Here is a 20,668-nt window from a genome sequence, read left to right on the forward strand (position 1 = left end):
TGATGAGTGTGCGCATGTCGGGGGCGGGGCTGTCGGCCTCGCCCCCTGGGCGCTTGTGGCGTCGCCTCGGCCCGACCGCTCAAGACGCCGTGCTGGCCGGGATGGCTGCCGTGGTCGTGGCCGCCGCGGCGATGTCGCAGGGCGCGGCACCGGTGCTCGCGGTTGCTGGTTTCAGCCTCGCTGTCGCGGCACCGCTGGCGTTGCGCCGCAGGCTGCCGCTGGCCGTCGCTGTCGTCGCAGCCGTCGTCGTGCTGGCCGGATCGTCGTTGCCGGGCTGGTCCGGGAAGCTCGTGGCGATGATCGCGTTCTGCTCGGCCGCTTACTACCGTCCGCAGCGCGTTGCGCTGGTGTTCGCGGCGTCTGTGGGCTGGCTGTTGATGTACGCCTTGGTGCTGCCCGCCGGGCAATTCGGCGGCGAGCTGTTCGGCGAGGCGGTGATCACCGGAATCGCTCCGGTAGCGGTTGGCTACGCGATGCGGTTGCACCGGGATCGTGCCGAGCAGGCGGCCCGGCTGCATCGGGCGGAAGCGAGTCGGGCGGTGGCCGAGGAACGTGGCCGGATCGCCCGCGAGGTGCACGACGCGGTGGGGCACCACCTGACGGCCATCCGGATGCAGGTCGGTGCCGCGACCTACGCCCTGGGCGACCTCCCGCCCGCTGCGGGCACTGCTTTCGACACGGTCGACGACCTCGCGACAGCCGCTTTGGTGGAGGTTCGCGAGCTGCTGGAGACGCTGCGCGACGACTACCACCCCAGCGGCTCCACCCTGGCCGACGTCGAGGCATTGGCCGATCGGTTGTCCACATCGGACTGCACGATCACCGTTGTCCGGCACGGCAAGGTCACGCCACTGCCGCCGTTGGTCGAGCACGGCGGCTACCGGCTGGCCCAGGAAGCGCTGACGAACGCCGTCCGGCACGCCCGCGCCGACGGGATCAGGGTGGAGATCGGGTACGCGTCCGAGGAGGTCACGATCGCGGTCGAGGACGATGGCCCGTCGCGTGACCTCGTCGCCGAGGGGCACGGCATTCGCGGCATGCGGGAACGCGCGCACCTGCTCGGCGGCAGCCTGCTGATCACGCTCCGGCGGCCGCACGGTTGGCTGGTTCGGGCGACCCTGCCGACGGAGAGGGCGACGCGGTGACGATTCGGGTGCTGATCGCCGATGACCAGGCGGCGGTGCGGTCCGCGCTGCGGCTCGTCCTCGACACCACGCCGGGCATGCGGGTGGTCGCCGAGGCCGCCGACGGCGCCGAGGCGATCCGGCAGGCGCGGTCCCGCCGACCGGACGTCGCCGTGATCGACATCCGGATGCCCCGGCTGGACGGGATCGCCGTCATCCGGGCGCTCACCGCGCCAGATTCCCCGCACGTTCCGGCGGTCATCGCGCTGACGACCTTCGACCTGGACGAGTACCTCTTCGAGGCGCTGCGGGTCGGCGCCATCGGATTCCTGCTCAAGGACAACAATCCGCAGCTCCTCGTCGACGCCGTGCGCGCTGCCGACCGCGGCCAGGGCCTGATCGATCCGCAGGTCACCGGGCGGCTGGTGCGTCGCTTCGCGCGGCTTTCACCGCAGCCCGCCGGTTCGGATCTCGAGCGGCTGACCGCTCGGGAACGCGAAGTGCTGCTGCAGGTGGCGCGCGGGTTGAGCAATGGCGAGATCGCCCGCGCGTTGTGGATCGAGGAGGGCACCGTGAAAACGCACGTCGCGCGAATCCTCGCCAAGCTCGGCCTGCGGACCCGGGTGCACGCGGTCATCTACGCGCATGAGCACGGGTTGACGCTGTCGGACCCGTGAGTCCGCCGTAGCAGCTCAAAGCCCTCAGGCCGGGAGGGCGGCCCAGGGGTCTACCGGGACGACTCGGGTGCTTCGGCCCTCGTCGTCGAGGATCCGGCCGTGGACCTTCGTCGTCCGCAGGACCAGCTTCCGGTCCACCACCTCGGCGTCGGGATGTTCGTGGGCGATCCGGATCAGCAGGTCGTCCAGGTGGTTCAGCGAGCGCAGGCCCACGATCAGGCCCAGGTTCGTCGGGCTCGTCACCGCCGCGCAGTGCCGGGTTTCCGGCCAGGCGCCGAGGGATTTGCCGATGCGCTGCACCTCGGTGTCGGGAACCGTCAGCCACAGCAGCGCCATCGCGTGCCAGCCCGCCAGCGGCCGGGCCACGTCGCAGCGGAACGCGATGTCGCCGTGGCGGCGGAGCCGGTCGAGGCGGCGCTTCACCGCCTGCGGCGAGGTGTTCAGCTCTACCGCCAGGCTCGCGTAGCTGCGCCTGCCGTCGTGGCCGAGCGCTAGGAACAGGGCCCGGTCGGCGGCGCCGAACGGCCGGATCTCGCGCGGCCTCGGCCCGACCGCTTCGCGGACCTGCTCGGCCTGGCTGCGGTTCATCACGCCGAGCCGCCAGATGATGCCGCCGAAGGTGCTGCCGAAGACGTGGCTGCGGACCTTGGTGACCTGCTCCGGCAGCGGCAGGGTCCGCAGCAGCACGTTGGAGATCGCGCCCAGCGTCGGCGCCATGACCAGTGCGAAGACCTGGTATTCGCCGGTGGTCACGCCGACGGTGATCACGTGCGGCAGTTCGGCGAGCCGCTCGGCGACCTGCAGCGCGGTGCCCGGTGCGCAGGCGAACTCGACGGTCGCGCCCTTCGCCGAGCTGTTGCCCAGCGCCACGGTGATCCAGGCCGCGCCGGCGTCGGTGAGCCGCTGCCAGCGGCGGGCCAGCGTGATGGGCGCCAGCTCCAGCACCTCAGCCAGCGCGGTCCAGCTCGCTCGCGGGTTGATCTGCAGGGCGTCCACCAGCGCGAGATCCACTTCGTCCAGCACCGGGCGACCTCCTCGTGCGTGACGGCCGGATGACGGCGGCGTCGTTTTCCGACATTCAAACCGCAACGAGCAGAGATATCCATCGTTCTGCGGTTGTCGTGACGAGGTTTCTCCACGCTGCATCGCATGGTGAGCGGCGAGCAGCGATTCGAACTGGTCCTGGCGGGCGCGCGGGTGATCGACCCGGAAACCGGCCTGGACGCGGTGCGCGACGTCGGCATCAGCGGCGGCCGGATCGCGGCCGTCTCGGCGGCCCGGCTCACCGGCGACGTGGTCGTCGACGTCTCGAACCGCGTGCTCGCGCCGGGCTTCATCGACCTGCACAGCCACGCGCAGACGGTGACCGGGCTGCGGTTGCAGGCCCTCGACGGCGTCACCACTGCGCTGGAGCTGGAAGCCGGCGCGCTGCCGGTCCGGACCGCCTACGCCGAGGCGACCGCCGAAGGGCGGCCGATCAACTTCGGCTACTCCGCGGGCTGGGCGCTGGCCCGGATGCGGCTGCTCGACGGCGCTGCGCTGGGCGCGTCGTTCGACATGTTCTCGAAGCACCAGGGCGCGCCGAACTGGCGTCGGCCCGCCAGCGCCCGCGACGTGGCGCGGGTGCTGGACCTGCTGGAGGAGCAGATCCACGACGGCGCCCTCGGCATCGGAGTGCTCGTCGGTTACGCGCCCGACTCCGGCCGCGACGAGTACTTCGCGGTGGCCTCGCTGGCCGCGCGGCTCGGCGTGCCGACGTTCACCCACACCCGCTTCATATCCACCGAGGAACCCGGGACTTCGCTGGAGGGCGCGCTGGAGGTGATCGCGGCGGCGGCCGGGACCGGGGCGCACATGCACATGTGCCACATCAACAGCACCTCGAACCGGATGATCGACGACATCGCGGGCGCGGTGGAGCGCGCCAGGGGATACGGCGTGCAGGTCACCACCGAGGCGTATCCGTACGGCTCGGCGTCGACGGTGATCGGTGCGGCGTTCCTGGCGCCCGAGCTGCTGCACCGGCTCGGGATGGTGCCGAAGAACATCCTCTGCCTGGCCACCGGAGAGCGCGTCGCGGACGCCGCACGGCTGGCGGAGCTTCGGGAAGCGGATCCCGGCGCGCTGATCCTCTTCGACTGGCTCGACGAATCCGATCCTGCGGACCTGACGACGTTGCAGCGCTCGTTGCTGTTCGCCGACACCGCGATCGCCTCGGACGCGGTTCCGCTGGCGGGGCAGGCCGGCGAGACCTGGCCGGTCGCCGACGACGTCTTGACGCATCCGCGCAGCGTCGGCTGCTACGCGCGGACGTTCGGCTGGCTGGTCCGCGAGCTCGGCGTGCTGTCGCTCGCCGAGGCTGTCCGGCGCTGCACCCTGCTGCCGGCGCAGATCCTGGAAGCCGCGGCGCCCGCGATGAAGCGCAAGGGCCGGATCCAGGTCGGCGCCGATGCCGACATCGTGGTGTTCGACCCCGGCGAGATCGCCAGCGGCGCCACCGCAACCCGGGTGCGGCCCTCCACCGGGATCGACCACGTGCTCGTGGGCGGCACCTTCGTGGTCCTAGACGAGCAGATCCAACTCGACTGCCTGCCCGGCGAACCGATCTTCGGGCGCCACCGCAACCGTACGGAGCAACCATGACCAACACCGCCGTGGCGCGGGACGCCCTGTACCGGCGGGTGGGCTGGCGGATCCTGCCGCTGCTCATCCTCTGCTACACCTTCGCCTACCTGGACCGCGTCAACATCGGGTTCGCCAAGCTGCACATGCAGGAAGACGTCGGGATCAGCGAGTCGGCCTACGGGCTGGCCGCCGGGATCTTCTTCCTCGGCTACGTGATCTTCGAGGTGCCCAGCAACCTGCTGCTGGCCAAGATCGGCACCCGCAAGACGATCTTCCGCATCATGGTCCTCTGGGGACTCACCTCGGCGGCGATGATGTTCGTCAGCGACGCGACGACGTTCTACGTCCTGCGCTTCCTGCTCGGCGTGTTCGAAGCCGGTTTCGCGCCCGGCATCATCTTCTACCTCACCTACTGGTACCCGCCGGCGCGGATGGCGGCCGCGATGGGGCTGCTGATGCTGCCCGGCCCGATCGGCTCGATGCTCGGCGGCCCGGTGTCCTCGTGGCTGATCACCAACTTCGAAGGTCTCGCCGGGTTGCACGGCTGGCAGTGGATGTTCCTGCTGGAAGGCCTGCCGTGCGTGGTGCTCGCGTTCGTCGTCTGGAAGACGCTCGCCGACACCCCGGAGCAGGCGAAGTGGCTCAGCGCCGAGGAGAAGGAACTGCTGCGCCAGGACCTCGCGGTGGACCAGGACAAGGGGACGCACAGCTTCCGGGCGGTGCTGCGCGATCCGCGCGTCTACGCCCTGGCGATCGGCTACTTCTGCCTGATCAGCGGGCTGTACGCGGTGAGCTTCTGGCTGCCGACGATCCTCAAGGAGAACGGGCTGACCGACACCGTCACGATCGGCCTCTACTCGGCGTTGCCGTACGCGTTCGCGATCGTGCTGATGGTCGTGCTCGGGCGGCGCTCGGATCGCACCGGCGAGCGTCGGCTGCACAGCTCGATCACCGCGCTGATCAGCGCCATCGCGCTCGCGGTGGCGGCCTTCACCGCCAGCAGCTTCGCGGTTTCGCTGATCGCCATCATCGTCGCCACCGCGTGCATGTGGGCGTCGTACACGGTGTTCTGGGCGATGCCGTCGACCTACCTGAAGGGCACGGCCGCGGCCGGCGGGATCGCGCTGATCAACAGCATCGGCCTGCTCGGCGGATTCATCAGCCCGACGCTGATCGGCTTCGTCAAGGACGCCACCGGGAGCACGGTGGTGGGCCTGCTCTCGATGGTCGTCCTGCTGCTCGTCGGCAGCGTCGCGATCTACGCCAACCGGCTCCCGGTGAGATGAGGCCGCAGCTGTCGGTGTCGGGAGATCAGGCGGGCGGTCAGGACGATGAGCTGGCAGAGCGGGGAGGGGAAGCCTAGGGCCAGGCCGGTCGCGATGTCGATCAGCGGCGCGGCCACCGTCGCGGCGAAGATCCGGTTCGAGGCGGTTGGCAGCTTCTCCTTCGCCGCCCAGCTCGTGCGGCGCCAGGGCTTGGCGATGGACAGCCACGCCTGGAAGGCGATCGCCGAGGCCATCAGCGCGGTGCCGACCAGCAGCGCCGGCGGCGGGGCCAGGCCTGCCCGGGCGGCTTCGGCCGAGCCTTCCAGCGCGTCGGAGAGGATGAAGATCCCGGCGTAGAGCTGGACGACGGTGATCGCGAACTTCGCCAGGACCCACCAGTTCCGGAAGAAACCCCAGGGCGTGGACGCCGCGAGCATGAAGCCGGTGAACGCCGCGGCGTTGGCGAACGGGGCGAGCAGTTGCGTGTCCACCACGTGCGCCATCGACGTCGCGCCGATCCGGACCGCGGGGTCGGCGCTGGTGAAACTCGTTGCCAGCAGGGTGAAAAGCACCAGCGCCTGCGCCATCCAGCCGACCGAGGTGAGCACGTGCAGCCAAACGACGGCCTGCCGCCAACGCTGCGAGGTTCTCTTCGACACGCCACCAGGTTCCGGGTCGCCTCACCCGCGGACATCAGGCGGCGTCCCGGGAATCTCCCCGATCCGGCCCCTGAGGCTCGCTGCTCGGTGGCCTCGTCAGTGCTTGGGGAGCAGCCGCAGCGCGGCGAGCAGGCCGATGGTGGCCACCACCGCGACGGCGATCGCGTAGGCGCTGGCGGTCACGCCCAGGCCGACCTGCGTCACCGCGATCCCAGCCGCCACCGCAGGAAGGCTGAAGGCCGAGTAGTTGACCGTGTAGACCGTCGCGAACAGGGCCGCCCGGCTGTTCGGTTCGGCCAGCCGGGACACGCTGCCGAACGCGCCGAGGAACGCGGCGCCGAAGCCGAATCCGGTGATCACCGTGCTGCCGAAGAACAACGGCGCCGACGTCGTGGCCAGCGCGGCGAGGGTGCCGACCAGCCCCACCAGCAGCGTCGGCACGCCGGCGATGATCGCGGCGCGCGGGCCGACGCGGCGGAACGCGACCGATCCGATCGCGCTCGTGCCCATCAGGCAGCACACCACGAACCCGCCCACCAGGTGGTTGGTGATGCCCAGCAGTTCGATGGCCAGCGACGGGCCAAGCGACATGTAGAAGCCGGTCATCGACCAGGTGGTGATCAGGATCGGCACCACGGTGAGGAACCTGCCGCGGGCGTTGCCCGGCACGCCGATCTTGGGGCGCAGCGAATCCAGCGCGCCGGGCCGCCGCGGCGACGTCTCGGGCATCAGCGCGACGCCCACGGCAGCCGCCGCGCACGCCGCGAGGAGCAGCACGTAGACCAGCGTGGTCGGGGCGGGCGCGTACTCGACGAGCAGGCCCGATCCGATCGCGCCGGCGCCGAGGCCGATGCCCGGGGTGGCGGTGTTGATCAGCGGAGCGAGCTTCGGGCGGAGGTCGACCAGGCAGGCGCTGGTCGCGCCGGTAGCCAAACCCGTTGCGAGGCCTTGCAGGATGCGTGCCGCCAGCAGCCAGCCGCTGCCATCGGCGGTGATGAACGCGAGCATCGCGACGGCCTGGGTGGCGAGCGCGGCGAGCAGCGCCGGGCGGCGGCCGATGTGGTCGGACAGGGCGCCGACGGTGACGAGCGCAGCGAGGAGCGCGATCGCGTAGACGGCGAAGATCACCGTGAGGGTGATCGCGGAGAAGTGCCATTCGGCCTGGTAGACGGGGTAGAGCGGGGACGGGGCCGCGGCGGCGCACATGAAGGCGAGCAGCGTGGCGGCGAGGGTCCAGAACGCGGCGTTGCGTGACAGGCGCCCGGGCTGGGGCCTGTCGGTCGCCTGGGCTTGCGGGGCCGGCGGGGCAGACGTCACTAGTTCTCCTAAGCAAGGATCAACGAGTTAGGAGACGCCGCCCGGCGGCGAACAATTCCCGCTGCCGCCGAAGATCCCACGTGGTGGTCGCCGTGGGCGCGGAAAATGCCCGATTTTAGGCAGGATTGGACAGATACGCGGGGACTCGGGTCGGGATGGGTGTTCCCGACTTTGTCTGTAATTGGGAACAATCCGAGCTCCGGAGGTCACTCCTCTTCCAAGGCGGCGAGGAAGGCTCGGACCGCCGGGCGGGTGTCTTCGGTGCGCCAGGCGATGGCGAGTTCCGCCGCGGACAGCCCGGCGACCGGACGCGTGGTGATGCCGGGGCGGGCGTAGAGCTCCGCGTTGCCCTCCGCGAGGAGCACCACGCCCAGCCCCGCCGCGACGGCCTCGAACACCTCGTCCGCCGCCTCCGCTACCGCGCCGATCACCGGGGCACGGCCCTGGCGGGCATCGGTGGCCAGCCAGTAGTCGCGGAGCTCCGCGGCTTCCGGCGGCAGCGCGATGAACGGCTCGTCGAGCAGTTCGGCGAACGGGATTTCCGGCTTGCCGGCCAGCTGATGGTCGTCGGGCAGGGCGACTACGCGCCGCTCGCTGCGCAGCGTCCGGGTGCTGATGTCGCGCGGCTGTACCGGCCGCCAGACGAATGCGACATCGGAGCTGCCGTCGGCCAACCCCGCGGTCGGGTCCGTCCAGTCCACCAGCCGGAGCATCACGCGCCAGTTCGGCAGCTGCTCGCCGAACCGGCGCATCGCCCGGCGTTGCAGGCCGCGGCCGACGGCGGTCTGCATGCCGACGACCAGTTCGCGCTGCTCCGTCGCTTCGCGTGCGGCTTGCTGCGCGCGTTCCCACGCGGCGAGCGTCGCAGTGGCTTCGGGCAGCAGTGCTTCGCCTTGCGGGGTGAGCGCCACGTCGCGGGATCGGCGCTCGAAGAGGTCGAAGCCGAGCTCGCGTTCGAGCACCCGGATCTGCTTCGACAGCGCGGGCTGCGAGACGAAAAGCCGTTGCGCGGCGCGGGTGAAGTGCCGCTCTTCGGCCACCGCGAGGAAGTACCGCAGGTGCCTCAGGTGGACGTCCATAACCAACGGTTATAGCAGTGGATCTTCGACATAGGGCGGGATCGGCCAGAAGATCGGAGGCATGACTGGAGCACTCCCCACACGGTCCCTCGGCGGCCTCGACGTTTCGGCCATCGGCTTCGGCGCGATGGTGCTGTCTCCCGGCATGTACGGCGAGATCGACGACGACCGGGCGGTGCGGGCACTGCGCCACGCGCTCGACGCGGGCACGACGTTCATCGACACCAGCGACGGCTACGGCGCGGACGGCCACAACGAGCGCATCATCGGCGAGGCCGTGCGCGGCCGCCGGGACGACGTCGTGATCGCCACGAAGTTCGGCTTCCGGGTTCCGGAAGGCGCGTCGGCGCACGAGTTCCCGGTGAACTACGCCTTCGGCGAGCTGGCGGTGAACGCCGAGCCGAAGCACGTCCGCGGCTACGCCGAGCAGAGCCTGGCCAACCTCGGGACCGACCGGATCGACCTCTACTACCCGCACTTCCCGGACCCGGAGGTGCCGATCGAAGACACCGCGGGCGCGGTCGCCGAGCTGGTCCAGGACGGCCTGGTCCGGCACCTCGGACTGTCCAATGTGGATGCGGATCAGCTGCGCCGGGCGCACGCCGTGCACCCGGTCGCCGCGGTGCAGACGCAGTGGTCGATGTGGCAGCCGATCGACGCGGACCTGCTCGCCACCGCGCTCGAACTCGGGGTGGGCGTGGTGGCGTGGAGTCCGCTGGGCGGCGGGTTCCTCACCGGCACGGTGCGGGAGGTCTCCGAAGGCGACTTCCGGCGCAACATCCCGCGCTTCGACGCGGCGCACCTGGCCGCCAACAACGACCGCTACGCGCCGATCCGGTCGCTGGCCGCGGAACTGGGCATCGTGCCCGGTCAGCTCGCGCTCTCCTGGCTGCTGCACCAGAATCCGGCCGTGGTGCCGATTCCCGGATCGCGGACGCCCGCGCACATCACCGAGAACCTCGAAGCGGCCCGGATCGGCCTGCACACCGACACCCTGGCCCGGGTGGACCGGGCGCTCCGCGAGTTCGCCCCGATCGGCGCGGGCAACCTGCGCTGACGCCTTTCGTTCTGGTCGTGAGTGACTGTGGTCGACAGTCACTCACGAGATCTGCGGGCTGGGAGTTCAGAAGTTGCCGCCGCCGGCGTCGATCACCTGGCCCGTGACCCAGCGGCTGTCGTCGGGGGCCAGGAACGCTGCGATGTCGGCGATGTCGCCGGGCTCGGCGATGCGGCCCAGCGGCGTTTCCGCCGCGATCTTCTCCAGGACCGGCTCGGGCTGGATCGCGGCCAGCGCATCCGTTCGGGTCGCGCCGGGGCGCACGCTGTTCACGGTGATCTGGCGTGGGCCCAGCTCCTTCGCCAGCACCCGGACCAGCTGGTCGCCGGCGGCCTTGGCGGCGCCGTAGAGACCGGTGCCGGGCCGGTTGACCGCGGTGACGCCGCTGGAGATCACCACGATCCGGCCGCCGTCGCGCAGTCGGTTCGCCGCCTCTCGTAGGGCCACGAAGGTGGCTCGGGCGTTGGTGCCGAACAGCACGTCGAAGTCTTCGTCGGAGGCCTCGGCGATGGGCGAGAAGCGGGCGGTGCCGACGTTGTTCACCAGGACGTCGAGGCCGCCGAAGTGCTGTTCCGCCGCGTCGAAGAGCGCGCGCAGCTGGGCCGGGTCGGTGACGTCGGCCGGCACCGCCGTCGCCCGTCCGCCGCCCGCTTCGATCTTGGCGACGACCTCGTCGGCGGCGGCCCGGTCGGACCGGTAGTTGACGACCACGCTCATGCCGTCGGCGCCGAGCCGTTCGGCGATGGCCCGGCCGATGCCGCGCGAGCTCCCGGTCACCAGGGCGACCCTGTTCAAATCCGCCTCCATTGGTCGAGCATCTAATTAGTCAAGATCATGAACTAAATTTGTCGAGCATGTCAACCGTCGAGATAACCTGCGCGGATGGACCCGGACTTTTCGCGCGCCCTGATGGCCCTGCACCGCGAACTGCGCGGGCTCTACGCGGCCATCGCTCGCCGCTTCGGACTGACGGCGCAACAGGTGGAGCTGCTGTGCCTGCTCAAGGACCGAACGCCGTCCTTCGGCGAGCTCGCGGCCCTGCTCGGCTGCGACAAGACCAACATCACCGGCATGGTCGACCGGCTGGAGCGGCGCAGCCTGCTGACGCGCGTGCCGGATCGCAGCGACCGCCGGATCAGCCGGCTGAGCCTGACCGACGAGGGCAAAGCCCTGGGCGGCGAGCTTCGCGAAGCCTTCAACGCGCAGGTCGCCGAACGCTGGGGAGCCCTGCCGCAAGCGGACGCGGCGGCGATCGCGCGCCTGGCGCAAGACACTCGTGAGTGCTGAGTCCGGTAAGAACCGGACTCAGCGCTCACGACCTGCCGGCGCGGCTCGTGAGTGGTTGTTCCGGTAAGAACCGGACTCAGCGCTCACGAGGTGACGACGGTGCCGATCCACAGGAAGTCGCGGGCTCGCGTCAGCGCGACCAGGCGTTGCCGGTGCAGCGCTTCGCGCTCTTCCCGGTAGCCGCCGGACAGCAACGGCTCGTCGGGCAGGAACACGCTGCGGAACTCCGTGCCCTTGGCGCGGTGCACGGTGCCGATGTGGATCGGCCCGGATTCCCGGCCGTCCCAGCGGTCCAGCGGCCGCACCGCGAAACCCGCCGCGCGCAGCATCCGCTCCCAGTGCTCGGCGGCGCCGTTGGTGCGGGTGAGCACGGCCGCGGCGGTGTCGTCGTCGAGCCGCCGGAGCGCCGACACCAGCGCCTCGTCCTGGTCGTCGCCCTGCCACTCGACGACCCGCCCGCCGCGCAGCACCGGCAGCGCCGAGCGCAGCGGCACGGTCGGGCCGCCGTCGAGGTCGTCGAACCGGTTGACCGCGTCGAGCTCTCCGGCCTGCTCGACGATCGCGGTGCGGTTCCGGTAGTTGCGCCGCAGGATCTCGCCGCGCCCCTGCAACGAGATCCCGGCCTCGGACAGCCGCCAGCCGCCGGCGTACACCTGCTGCTGGCCGTCGCCGACGAGCAGCAACTGGTTCGGGCCGTCGCCGCTGATCGCGTGCACCAGCCGCAGCCCGATCAGGGTCAGGTCCTGGACCTCGTCGACCACCACCGAGGTGTACTGCCGGGGCAGCGGGCTGCGTTCGAGCTCCGCCAGCGCCCGCATCAGCACGTCGTTGTGGTCGAAGACGCCCCGCTCGGACAGCGCGCGCTCGTACTCGCAGTAGAACTGCCAGACGTGGGCCCGGAATTCGGGCGGCAGGTTCGCGCCGCGGCCCTTTCGCGGCACCGCTCGGTAAGCCTCCAGCGACCGGATGCCGCGGCCCTTGATCACCCGGTCGATCTCGTCCTTCCAGTAGCCACGCGCGGCCCGGAAGTTCCGCAGCGGTGCGGCCAGCTCGGCGCGCTGCCACACGGCGTCCAAGGCCTGCTCGACCTGCGATTCGTCGACGTCGGCGGCCCGTCCGCGACTGTCCAGGAAGTCCCGTGCCCAGGCGTGCAGGTGGGTGAACTCGATGCGCGACGCGAGATGCGGCGCCAGCGACCGGAACTGCGCCTCGGCGATCTTCGGCAGGTTGCTCAGGTGCGTGGTGAACAGCAGCGGCCCGGTGCTCCGCCGCGCCAGGTAGGCCAGCCGGTGCAGGGCGAGCACGGATTTGCCGGTGCCGGCCGGGCCGGTGATCCGGGCCGGACCGGAGTAGTGCCTGCGCACCGCGCCGAGCTGGGCGTCGTCCAGGAAGATCCGCCAGTCCCGGAACGGCCGGTCCAGGGCGTGCTCGACGCGCTCGCGACGCAGGTCTTGCACGTCGAACAGCCCCGCGGTGCCGATCTGGCCCGGCCCGCGTTGCTGCGGGATCCGCTTCGGGTTCCACATGATCGGCGTGAGGTCGAAGGTGCGGCTGTCCAGGTGGCGCGCGATGGCCAGCGCATCCGCGGCCGTCAGCAACTCGTCGCCGCGCCGCAGGATCCGGTCCAGTTCGCCCTCGGTGATCGCGAGGTGCTCGCCGGTGTGCCCGCGACGGCCCTGGTGGTCGACGGGATGCACGACCACCGTCCGGGCCGCGGATTCGGTCAGCATGCCCGGCCCGATCGACGCGCCGGCCAGCAGTTCCGCGGTCCACAAGAACGCCGCTCGCGAGTCCTCCCAGCCGGGTTCGGCGTCGCGCAGCAGGATCACCAGCACTCCGGGCGGCCCGACGAGCACGGCATCGGGGCGATTGGCCGGGGTGTGCGGCGCGAACTGGTTGAGCAGCGGGTACCAGCCGCTGTCGCGCTCCACGGCGAACCGCTGCAGCACCCGGTTCTGCCAGGTCGGCAGCAGCCTGTCGCGCAGTTCCGCCTCGGCCTCGCGGCGCAGTCTTTCCTGGCGGTGGTGGAAGGTCCCGGTCACGGCGCCTCCAAATCTCGCGGGGCACCCACGGCCGGGCGGCCGGCACGAGCGCGGAAATCGAGATCGTCGCTCATGACGCCTCCGGCATCCGATGGGAAACCCGCCCCCGGTCGACGGCCGGAGCCGCCGAGGGTCGACCACGGTAAGAGCACGCTCCGTATTGACATTAATGCGTTGCGTGTCGTTTTCGGGCGTCCTCGGGCCGGATCACCTGGATGTCGCAGGACCCGTCAGACGAGCTCCTCGCGGACCAGGACGTCCAATGTGGACAATGGGAGAGCGCCGTGCCGCAGGATCGTGTCGTGGAAGCGGCGGATGTCGAAGGCATCGCCGAGCCGGTCGCGGGCCGCGGCCCGGATCCGCTCGATCTCCAACCGCCCCACCAGGTACGACAGCGCCTGCCCGGGAATGCTGATGTAGCGGTCGACCTCGGACGCCGCTTCCAGATGGGACAGCGTGGTGTGGGAGAGCATGAAGTCGAGCGCCTGCTGCCGGGTCCAGCCGAACTCGTGCAGCCCGGTGTCGACCACCAGCCGGGCGGCCCGCAGCAGGTCCTGCACGACCATGCCCAGCCGCGCCAGGTCGTCGGAGTACAGCCCCATCTCGTCGGCCAGCCGCTCGGTGTAGAGGCCCCAGCCCTCGCTGTAGGCGATGATGCTGACCAGCCTGCGCAGCAGCGGGAGATCGGTGCGCTCCTGGGCCAGGCCGAGCTGCAGGTGGTGGCCGGGCACGACCTCGTGGAAGGCGATCACCTCGGCGGCGAAGCGCGGCCGCTGCTCGGCCCGCTGGGTGTTCGCGAAGTACACGCCCGGCCGCGAGCCGTCCAGCGCGGGCGAGATGTAGAAGCCGATCGGCGTGCTGTCCGACGCGGTGCCCGGCACCGGCCGCACCTCGCACGGTTGGCTCGGCAGCCGCCCGAACCACTGCGGCGCAACGGCTTCGGCCCGGCTGATCGCCTCACGCGCCGCGGCCAGCAGCTCCTCGCCGTCGCGCCAGTAGAGCGCCGGATCGGACTGCAGGCGGCGCAGCACCGCTTCGGGATCGGATTCGCCCCAGATCTTCGCGCCGAGCTCGCCGACTTCGCCGCGCAGCGATGCGAGGTGGGTCCGTCCCGTCTCGTGGAGTTCCTGTGGGGTGCGATCGGTGGTGGTCTGGGCGTGCATCAGCCGCCGGTAGGTCTCGCGGCCGCCGTTGATCCAGCACAGCCCGGGTTGCTCGGCGGGCCGGGCGTGCGGTGCGATCTCCTCGGCGAGCACGTTCCGGAATTCCCGCAGCGCCGGATGCACCGCGTCGGAGAGCAGGCGTTCGCGCTCGGATTCCAGCGCCGGGTCGGGCAGTTTCGGGATCAGCAGCGGATCGGCTTCGGGCGCGGCGACGTAGCCGTCGAGGTGCTCGATCGCGTTGTCCACGAGCGGCCGCACCGGGACACGACCGGCGGCGATTCCGTCGCGAAGCCGTTGCGCGGCGGACGCGGTGAACTCCGGGATGCGCCGCAACCGCCGCAGGAAGTCCTCGGCCTGCTCGGTGTCGGCGACCGGCACCTGGCCCAGGTGGAACAGCAGGCCCGCGACCGGCGCGAACAGGTTCCCGATCACGGTGTACTCGGCGGCGCGGGCGTCGAACTCGTCGACCAGCGCCTGCGCCTGCTGCACGACCACCGCGATCGTCAGCCGCTGCTCCAGATCGGCGTGCGAGGTGTCCACGGCCATCGCGCGGACGCGGATGTCCTCGGCGCGCGCCCGCAGCGCCCGCTCGGCGTCCGCGGAGATGCTCGGCAGCCGGTCGTCGCGGTCCCGGATTCCGTAGAGGGTCGCGCTGACCGGGTCCGCGTCGAACAGGACGGCCAGCAGCTCATCGGCGAGTTCTGAGGGCGTGCTCACAGCACTCCATCCTGCCTCAACCTTCCGGCCAGGGTTTGTTTTTAAGCCGCGGTAGCCGCTTGCGGTGTGGGACTCGGCTTGCACCGCCGCGGGTTCGCAGGAGGCGTCTCCCGAGGACAGCCCCATGGTCATGCATGAATCGGGGATCCCGGAGTGAGACGGCTCCTGAGGTTCCGCTACCCGCACCGCCACGCAAATCGCATTTGAAACACTCTTCTACGCGCTGCGTCGGTCGGGGCGGGGACAATGAACGCGTGGACCCGCTGCACGATCCCGACGACGAAGCCCTCCTCAACCCCCACCAGGCCCGCGACCTCGCCGGGCTGATCGAGACCGCGAGGCTGGCCTCGGCCGTCGTGCGCTACGGGCTGCGCACCCGGGTCGGCGCCGCGACGGTGGTGCTCAACCAGGACAACCCGCTGCCCGCCGCGAACCACGCGTGCGCGCTGTGGGGAACGCTCGCCGAGGTCGCCGGAACCCTGCTGGAACTGGAGCAGGTCTTCGCCGAGGCGGGCCGCGACGAGGCCGTCGTCTACGCCTCGCCGACCACGGTCGCGGAGATCGAGGGCATCGCCGACGACGCCGGATGGCGCGCGGTGGAAGAACTCGTGGCGCTGCTGCACCGGGTTCGCCAGGACGCCAGGGGAGCGGCGCGCCCCGCCGAAGACCGCGACCTGCCCGCGATCGTGGACCTGATCGCCGACGACGCCGAGCTCTCCGAGGCGGGCGAGCGCCGGCTGCTGCGCAACCTCGGCCACCGGATCGACGACCCGCGCTGCGTGCTGCGCGTCGTCGACGACCCCGGCGCCGACCGCATCGCGGGCTTCGCGCAGGGCTTCATCGAGCGCGGCATCGGCCTGGTCGAGCAGGTGATCGTGCGACCCGGTCGCCGGCGCCGCGGCGTCGGGCGGGAGCTGGTCGCGGACGTCGTCGACGAGCTGCGCGAGCGGGGATCGCTGCTGGTCGCGGCGCACACCGAAGAAGGCGGAACGGCCGAGCGGTTCGCGGAGGCCTGCGGATTCGAGGTGGTCTACGGCGTGACCGCCTACGCACGCCGGATCGACGAACTCCTGTGATGTGCGCCGCTCGCCCGGAATAGCGGCGCGGGGCAGGCGTTAACACTCACGAAACAGTAGCTGCGGCGCGGTAACTCGATTGACCGCGCCGCAGTGGGCTGCTTCGCTTAGTTTGCCTAAACATCTTGGGAGGAACGGTGTCGAGCAGCCCGGTCACGGCGGACGAGACCATCGAACCCGTCGACAGCGGCGACTCCGGCACCAACTCCCTGCCCCGCGAGATCTGGATCCTCGTCGTCGGCAGCTTCATCGTCGCCGTCGGCATGGGCATCGTCGCGCCCGCGCTGCCGACGTTCGCCACCAGCTTCGACGTCGGCGTCGCCGCCGCCTCCTTCGTGATCAGCGCGTTCGCCCTGATGCGGCTGGCCTTCGCGCCGGTCAGCGGCCGCCTGGTGTCGTTCTTCGGCGAGCGCTCGATCTACGTGTGGGGCATCACCATCGTCGGCGTCAGCACCGCCGCCTGCGCGTTCGCGGGTTCCTACTGGCAGCTGCTGATCTTCCGCGCCCTCGGCGGCACCGGCTCGACGATGTTCACGGTGTCGGCCGTGGCGCTGCTGGTCCGCCTCGCCCCGCCGCACATGCGCGGCCGCGCGTCCGGCGTGTGGGCCACGAGCTTCCTGCTGGGCAACGTCTCCGGGCCGATCATCGGCGGCGTCATGGTCGGCTACTCGCTGCGCCTGCCGTTCATCACCTACGGAATCGCCTTGTTCGTCGCGGCGTTCATCGGCTGGCTGCTGCTGCGGAAGTCGACGCTCGCCGCGCGGCAGGCCGACACCGGAGCGCCGTCGATGACGGTCCGGCAGGCGCTGAGCCACCGCTCCTACCGGGCGGCCATGCTGTCGAACTTCAGCAACGGCTGGGCCGTCTACGGCGTTCGGATCGCGCTGGTGCCGCTGTTCGTGGTCGAGGCGCTGCGCTCCACCCAGTCGATGGCCGGCGTCGCGCTTTCCGTGTTCGCCGTCGGAAACGCCGCGGTGCTGCTGCTGTCGGGCCGGATGGCCGACAAGCGCGGTCGCAAGCCGCTGGTGCTCGCCGGGCTCCTGGTCTCCGGCCTCGCCACCGCCTCGCTCGGCTTCACCGACTCCGTCCCGTGGTTCCTCGCCGCCTCGCTGATCGCGGGTATGGGCGCCGGAATCCTCAACCCCGCCCAGAACGCCGCGGTCGCCGACATCGTCGGCGCGAAGGGCAAGGGCGGGCCGGTGCTGGCCGCGTTCCAGATGTCCGCCGACTTCGGCGCGATCCTCGGCCCGCTGATCGCCGGCGTGCTCGCCGACACGGTGTCCTACCAGGCGGCGTTCGCCGTAACCGGCTTCACCGCGGTCCTCGGCCTGGCGGCCTGGATCGGCGCCCCGGAAACCCGCCCGTCCGCCCCGCCGCGCCCCGAACCGGCCGCCGACGCGGCGTAGCCGCCAGGGCGAGGAGCCACCTCGACCCGCTCCGGTTCGCCCGCGCCCTGATCTCGATCGAGTCGCCGAACCGCCCGCCGCGCCGCAGGCTGGGGGCACGATGGGGCAGGTGTCCGGCCGCGGAGCGCTGGGTATCCCGGCACTGACGTCGATCCCGCGGCGTCGTTCGCCTGCCTGCCCGATGCGGGAGGACGACATGAGCACGACCACCGGAATTCCCGGCTGCGAGCTGGCCGAGGAACTGCTGCTGCAGGAGCTGCGCCACCTGCACGCGACCCGCAACGACACCTTCCTGCACGGCTCGCCGGACGCGCTGCGGGAACACACGGCGCGCACCTTCGAGCTCGAACAGGAGTACCTGCGGCGGCACCCGGAGCGCGAGGTGGATCCCCGCCGCACCCGCTCCGGTGCGAGAGGAGAGCCGCAAAATGCCTGAACCACGTGTCGTGATCATCGGCGGCGGACACGTCGGCCTGACCCTCGCGCTGCGCCTGCAGCGGAAGTTGCAGCCCGGCGAGGCCAAGGTCACGGTGATCGACACCCAGCCGCACATGACCTACCAGCCGTTCCTGCCCGAGGCCGCGGCCGGATCGCTCGAGCCACGGCACGTCGTGGTGCCGCTGCGGGAGGCGCTGCGCAGGTGCGAGGTGCTGACCGCGCAGGTCTCCGCCATCGACCACGCCGCCCAGCAGCTGACCGCGACCCTCGGCGACGGCAAGGTGGAGCACTTCGGCTACGACATGCTGGTGGTCGTGCCCGGTTCGATCTCGCGGGCGCTGCCCATTCCCGGCCTGGCCGAGCAGGGCGTCGGGTTCAAGACGATCGGCGAGGCAATCTTCCTGCGCAACCACGTTCTGTCCAGATTGGACATTGCGGCGAGCACGACCGACGAGCGGCTCCGCCGGCGGCTGCTGACGTTCGTGTTCGTCGGCGGCGGCTACGCGGGCATCGAGGCGATGGCCGAGCTGGAGAGCATGGCCCGCTACGCGATCCGCAGCTATCCGCAGGTCTCGGCCGGCGACATGCGCTGGGTGCTGGTGGAGGCGATGGGCCGGATCATGCCCGAGGTCAGCCCGCCGATGAGCGAGTACACCAAGCGGCGTTTGGAGGAACGCGGCATCGAGGTGAAGCTGAACACCACCGCGAAGTCCTTCGTGGACGGACACGTGGTGCTCTCCGATAGCGACGAGTTCGACGCCGACACCGTGGTGTGGACGGCAGGCGTCAAGCCGCACCCGATGCTCGACGACAGCGACCTGCCGAGGGACGCCAAGGGGCGCCTCGAATGCACGGCGAAGCTCCAGGTCCGCGGCACCCACAACGTGTTCTCGGCCGGCGACTGCGCGGCGGTGCCGGACCTGACCAGCAGCGACCCGGACGCCCTGTGCAGCCCGTCGGCGCAACACGCGGTCCGCCAGGCCAAGGTGCTGGCGGACAACATCCTCGCGATGCTGCGCGGCGAACAACTCGTCAACTACAAGCACAAGTACGCGGGATCGGTGGCCGGGCTCGGCCTGTTCCAGGGCGCCGCCGAGGTCCACGGGGTCAAGCTGAAGGGCCTTCCGGCGTGGCTGCTGCACCGCACCTACCACCTCGCGAAGATGCCGACCGCGTCCCACAAGGCGCGCATCCTCGGCGACTGGCTGCTGGAACTGCCGTTCCGCCGCCAGGTCGTCGCGCTCGGCGAACTGCACGATCCCCGAGCCGAGTTCGTCAAGGCCGCCAACACCCGCGGCCTGCCCAAGCCCCACGGCCACGCCGTCTGATCGCTGCGATCATTCGAGGCCGGGCAGTGGGACGACGCCGTGCTCCCACCGCACCAGCCGCTGAGCCTTGCCGGTGGCGACCCGCGGAATGTGGTCGAGCACCCGGACGATGCACGAGATGTCGAGCCGGGCGTGCAGCGCGGCGGCCAGCTCGCGCGCCAGGAGCTCGCTGTCGCCGTTCGGTTCCCGCGGCTCGACGGCGATCCGAAGCTCCGGGCGCGACCGGTCCCGGCGGTCCTCGACGATCAGGTAGTGCGGCGCCACCCGCCGATCGGCCAGCAGCACGGCCTCGATCTCCGACGGGAACACGTTGACGCCGCGAATGACCAGCATGTCATCGGTGCGCCCCAACACCCGGCTCATCCGGCGCAACGTCCGCGGCGAACCAGGAGCGGGCCCGCTCAGCGACGCCACATCGCCGGTGCGGTAGCGCAGCAGCGGAGTGCCGGACTTCGTCAACGTCGTGAACACCAGCTCGCCGACCTCGCCGTCGGGCAGCGGCTCGTCGTCCGGGCCGACGACCTCGGGGAAGAAGTGGTCCTCGGCGATGTTCAGCAAGCCCCCGGAATCTAACGACTCGCAAGCGACGCCCGGCCCGATCACCTCGGCGAGCCCGTAGATGTTGAGCGCCCGCAACCCCAGGAGCCCCTCGATGCCCTGCTGCATCTCCGCGGTCCAGGGCTCGGCCCCGAACAACCCCACCCGCAGCGACAACTGATCGGCGGTGATCCCGGTCGAAGCGAGCGCCTCGCCGAGGTAGGTCGCGTACGACGGCGTGCAGCACAACACGTCAGGACGCAGATCGAGCAGCAACCGCAGCTGCCGGTCGGTAGCGCCGCTGGACACCGGGAGCACGGTCGCGCCCAGCCGCGTCGCCCCGTGATGCACGCCGAGCCCGCCGGTGAACAGGCCGTACCCGTAGGCGCAGTGCACGACGCTGCGCCGCGTCACGCCGGCGCCGCCCAGTGCCCGAGCCATGACCTGCGCCCACACGTCGACGTCATGCGCGGTGTAGGGCACCAGCGTCGGCCGTCCCAACGTGCCGGACGTGCCGTGCACGCAGACGATGTCCTCCTCGGCTGCCGCGCGAAGCCCGAACGGGTAGTTATCCCAGAAGTCCTGCTTCGAGACGAACGGCAACCGGGGCAGGTCGTCGAGCCCCACGTCGGAGCCGGCCGAGACGCCGCAGTCCTGAAGCCGCCCGGCCTGCAGGCCGCCGGCGGCCAACAGCCGGTCGACCAGCCGGCGCAACCGACGTTCCTGCAGCTCACGGCGTTGCTCAGGGGTGACCCCCTCGGCCTCGGGAGCCACCAGCGGAGGATGCACGCGTTGCGCTGTCGCCACGACCCACGGTGTAGCAGCTCGACCGAGCCCGTGGGTAGATCCAACAGGGGGGACCCCCCTGAAA

18 protein-coding genes are annotated in these 20,668 nt (G+C 71.0%); 10 read left to right on the forward strand and 8 right to left on the reverse strand.

Going from position 1 to position 20,668, the window contains the following annotated elements:
• The first annotated feature begins 2 nt into the window (after window positions 1-2).
• Together AB0I53_RS11795 and AB0I53_RS11800 are read left to right on the forward strand one after the other, a co-directional pair.
• A complete protein-coding gene (locus tag AB0I53_RS11795; RefSeq protein ID WP_358600312.1) occupies window positions 3-1,145 on the forward strand; it encodes a sensor histidine kinase in 1,143 nt (380 codons plus the stop codon).
• Window positions 1,142-1,801: a response regulator transcription factor gene (locus tag AB0I53_RS11800; RefSeq protein WP_358600315.1), complete on the forward strand. Its 660-nt coding sequence runs from the start codon at window positions 1,142-1,144 to the stop codon at window positions 1,799-1,801. The genes AB0I53_RS11795 and AB0I53_RS11800 overlap by 4 nt, the downstream gene beginning before the upstream one ends.
• Window positions 1,802-1,825: 24 nt before the next feature.
• On the opposite strand, the gene AB0I53_RS11805 is transcribed toward AB0I53_RS11800, so the two are convergent.
• On the reverse strand, window positions 1,826-2,824 hold the full coding sequence (locus tag AB0I53_RS11805; RefSeq protein WP_358600318.1) for an Lrp/AsnC family transcriptional regulator: 999 nt from the start codon (window positions 2,822-2,824) through the stop codon (window positions 1,826-1,828).
• A 126-nt stretch (window positions 2,825-2,950) separates the two neighbouring features.
• Between AB0I53_RS11805 and AB0I53_RS11810 the strand changes: the two genes are divergently transcribed.
• Both AB0I53_RS11810 and AB0I53_RS11815 read left to right on the forward strand, forming a co-directional pair.
• Window positions 2,951-4,444: an amidohydrolase family protein gene (locus AB0I53_RS11810; RefSeq protein WP_358600321.1), complete on the forward strand. Its 1,494-nt coding sequence runs from the start codon at window positions 2,951-2,953 to the stop codon at window positions 4,442-4,444.
• Complete coding sequence (locus tag AB0I53_RS11815) at window positions 4,441-5,712, forward strand: MFS transporter (RefSeq protein ID WP_358600324.1); 1,272 nt, start codon at window positions 4,441-4,443, stop codon at window positions 5,710-5,712. Before AB0I53_RS11810 ends, AB0I53_RS11815 begins: the two co-directional genes overlap by 4 nt.
• Here AB0I53_RS11815 and AB0I53_RS11820 read toward each other — a convergent pair.
• The 3 genes from AB0I53_RS11820 to AB0I53_RS11830 form a co-directional block, all read right to left on the reverse strand.
• Window positions 5,685-6,350, reverse strand: a complete 666-nt coding sequence (locus AB0I53_RS11820) for a hypothetical protein (protein WP_358600327.1) — start codon at window positions 6,348-6,350, stop codon at window positions 5,685-5,687. The genes AB0I53_RS11815 and AB0I53_RS11820 overlap by 28 nt on opposite strands.
• A 96-nt stretch (window positions 6,351-6,446) precedes the next feature.
• Complete coding sequence (locus tag AB0I53_RS11825) at window positions 6,447-7,667, reverse strand: MFS transporter (RefSeq protein ID WP_358600330.1); 1,221 nt, start codon at window positions 7,665-7,667, stop codon at window positions 6,447-6,449.
• A 206-nt stretch (window positions 7,668-7,873) separates the two neighbouring features.
• Entirely contained in the window at window positions 7,874-8,746 is an 873-nt protein-coding gene (locus AB0I53_RS11830) for a LysR substrate-binding domain-containing protein (protein ID WP_358600333.1), read from the reverse strand.
• Between the two features lie 61 nt (window positions 8,747-8,807).
• Here AB0I53_RS11830 and AB0I53_RS11835 point away from each other — a divergent pair, with 61 nt between their 5' ends.
• Window positions 8,808-9,803, forward strand: coding sequence for an aldo/keto reductase (locus tag AB0I53_RS11835; protein ID WP_358600335.1), 996 nt, complete (start codon window positions 8,808-8,810; stop codon window positions 9,801-9,803).
• Window positions 9,804-9,869: 66 nt separating this feature from the next.
• Here AB0I53_RS11835 and AB0I53_RS11840 read toward each other — a convergent pair whose 3' ends face one another.
• Window positions 9,870-10,598, reverse strand: a complete 729-nt coding sequence (locus AB0I53_RS11840) for an SDR family oxidoreductase (protein ID WP_358600338.1) — start codon at window positions 10,596-10,598, stop codon at window positions 9,870-9,872.
• Between the two features lie 87 nt (window positions 10,599-10,685).
• On the opposite strand from AB0I53_RS11840, the gene AB0I53_RS11845 reads away from it, so the two are divergent.
• Entirely contained in the window at window positions 10,686-11,090 is a 405-nt protein-coding gene (locus tag AB0I53_RS11845) for a MarR family transcriptional regulator (RefSeq protein ID WP_358600341.1), read from the forward strand.
• Between the two features lie 83 nt (window positions 11,091-11,173).
• Here the strand turns inward: AB0I53_RS11845 and AB0I53_RS11850 are convergent, their stop codons facing one another.
• Window positions 11,174-13,132, reverse strand: a complete 1,959-nt coding sequence (locus tag AB0I53_RS11850) for a UvrD-helicase domain-containing protein (RefSeq protein WP_358600344.1) — start codon at window positions 13,130-13,132, stop codon at window positions 11,174-11,176.
• Window positions 13,133-13,362: 230 nt separating this feature from the next.
• The gene (locus AB0I53_RS11855) at window positions 13,363-15,012 is read right to left on the reverse strand and encodes a DUF885 domain-containing protein (protein WP_358600347.1); all 1,650 of its coding nucleotides are present in this window, start codon (window positions 15,010-15,012) and stop codon (window positions 13,363-13,365) included.
• 254 nt (window positions 15,013-15,266) lie between these two features.
• Here AB0I53_RS11855 and AB0I53_RS11860 point away from each other — a divergent pair, with 254 nt between their 5' ends.
• The 4 genes from AB0I53_RS11860 to AB0I53_RS11875 all read left to right on the forward strand — a co-directional run bounded on the left by AB0I53_RS11860 (window position 15,267) and on the right by AB0I53_RS11875 (window position 19,260).
• Window positions 15,267-16,088, forward strand: coding sequence for a GNAT family N-acetyltransferase (locus tag AB0I53_RS11860; protein WP_358600350.1), 822 nt, complete (start codon window positions 15,267-15,269; stop codon window positions 16,086-16,088).
• A 137-nt stretch (window positions 16,089-16,225) separates the two neighbouring features.
• Window positions 16,226-17,494 (forward strand): MFS transporter, encoded by a 1,269-nt coding sequence (locus AB0I53_RS11865; protein WP_358600353.1) that lies wholly within the window; start codon window positions 16,226-16,228, stop codon window positions 17,492-17,494.
• Window positions 17,495-17,603: 109 nt separating this feature from the next.
• The gene (locus AB0I53_RS11870; protein ID WP_358600356.1) at window positions 17,604-17,930 is read left to right on the forward strand and encodes a DUF6158 family protein; all 327 of its coding nucleotides are present in this window, start codon (window positions 17,604-17,606) and stop codon (window positions 17,928-17,930) included.
• Entirely contained in the window at window positions 17,923-19,260 is a 1,338-nt protein-coding gene (locus AB0I53_RS11875; protein ID WP_358600359.1) for an NAD(P)/FAD-dependent oxidoreductase, read from the forward strand. Before AB0I53_RS11870 ends, AB0I53_RS11875 begins: the two co-directional genes overlap by 8 nt.
• 9 nt (window positions 19,261-19,269) lie before the next feature.
• Here the strand turns inward: AB0I53_RS11875 and AB0I53_RS11880 are convergent, their stop codons facing one another.
• Entirely contained in the window at window positions 19,270-20,604 is a 1,335-nt protein-coding gene (locus AB0I53_RS11880) for an AMP-binding protein (RefSeq protein WP_358600362.1), read from the reverse strand.
• Window positions 20,605-20,668: the final 64 nt, after the last annotated feature.

The sequence above is a fragment of the Saccharopolyspora sp. NPDC050389 genome, from assembly GCF_040655595.1.
GTDB lineage: Bacteria > Actinomycetota > Actinomycetes > Mycobacteriales > Pseudonocardiaceae > Saccharopolyspora.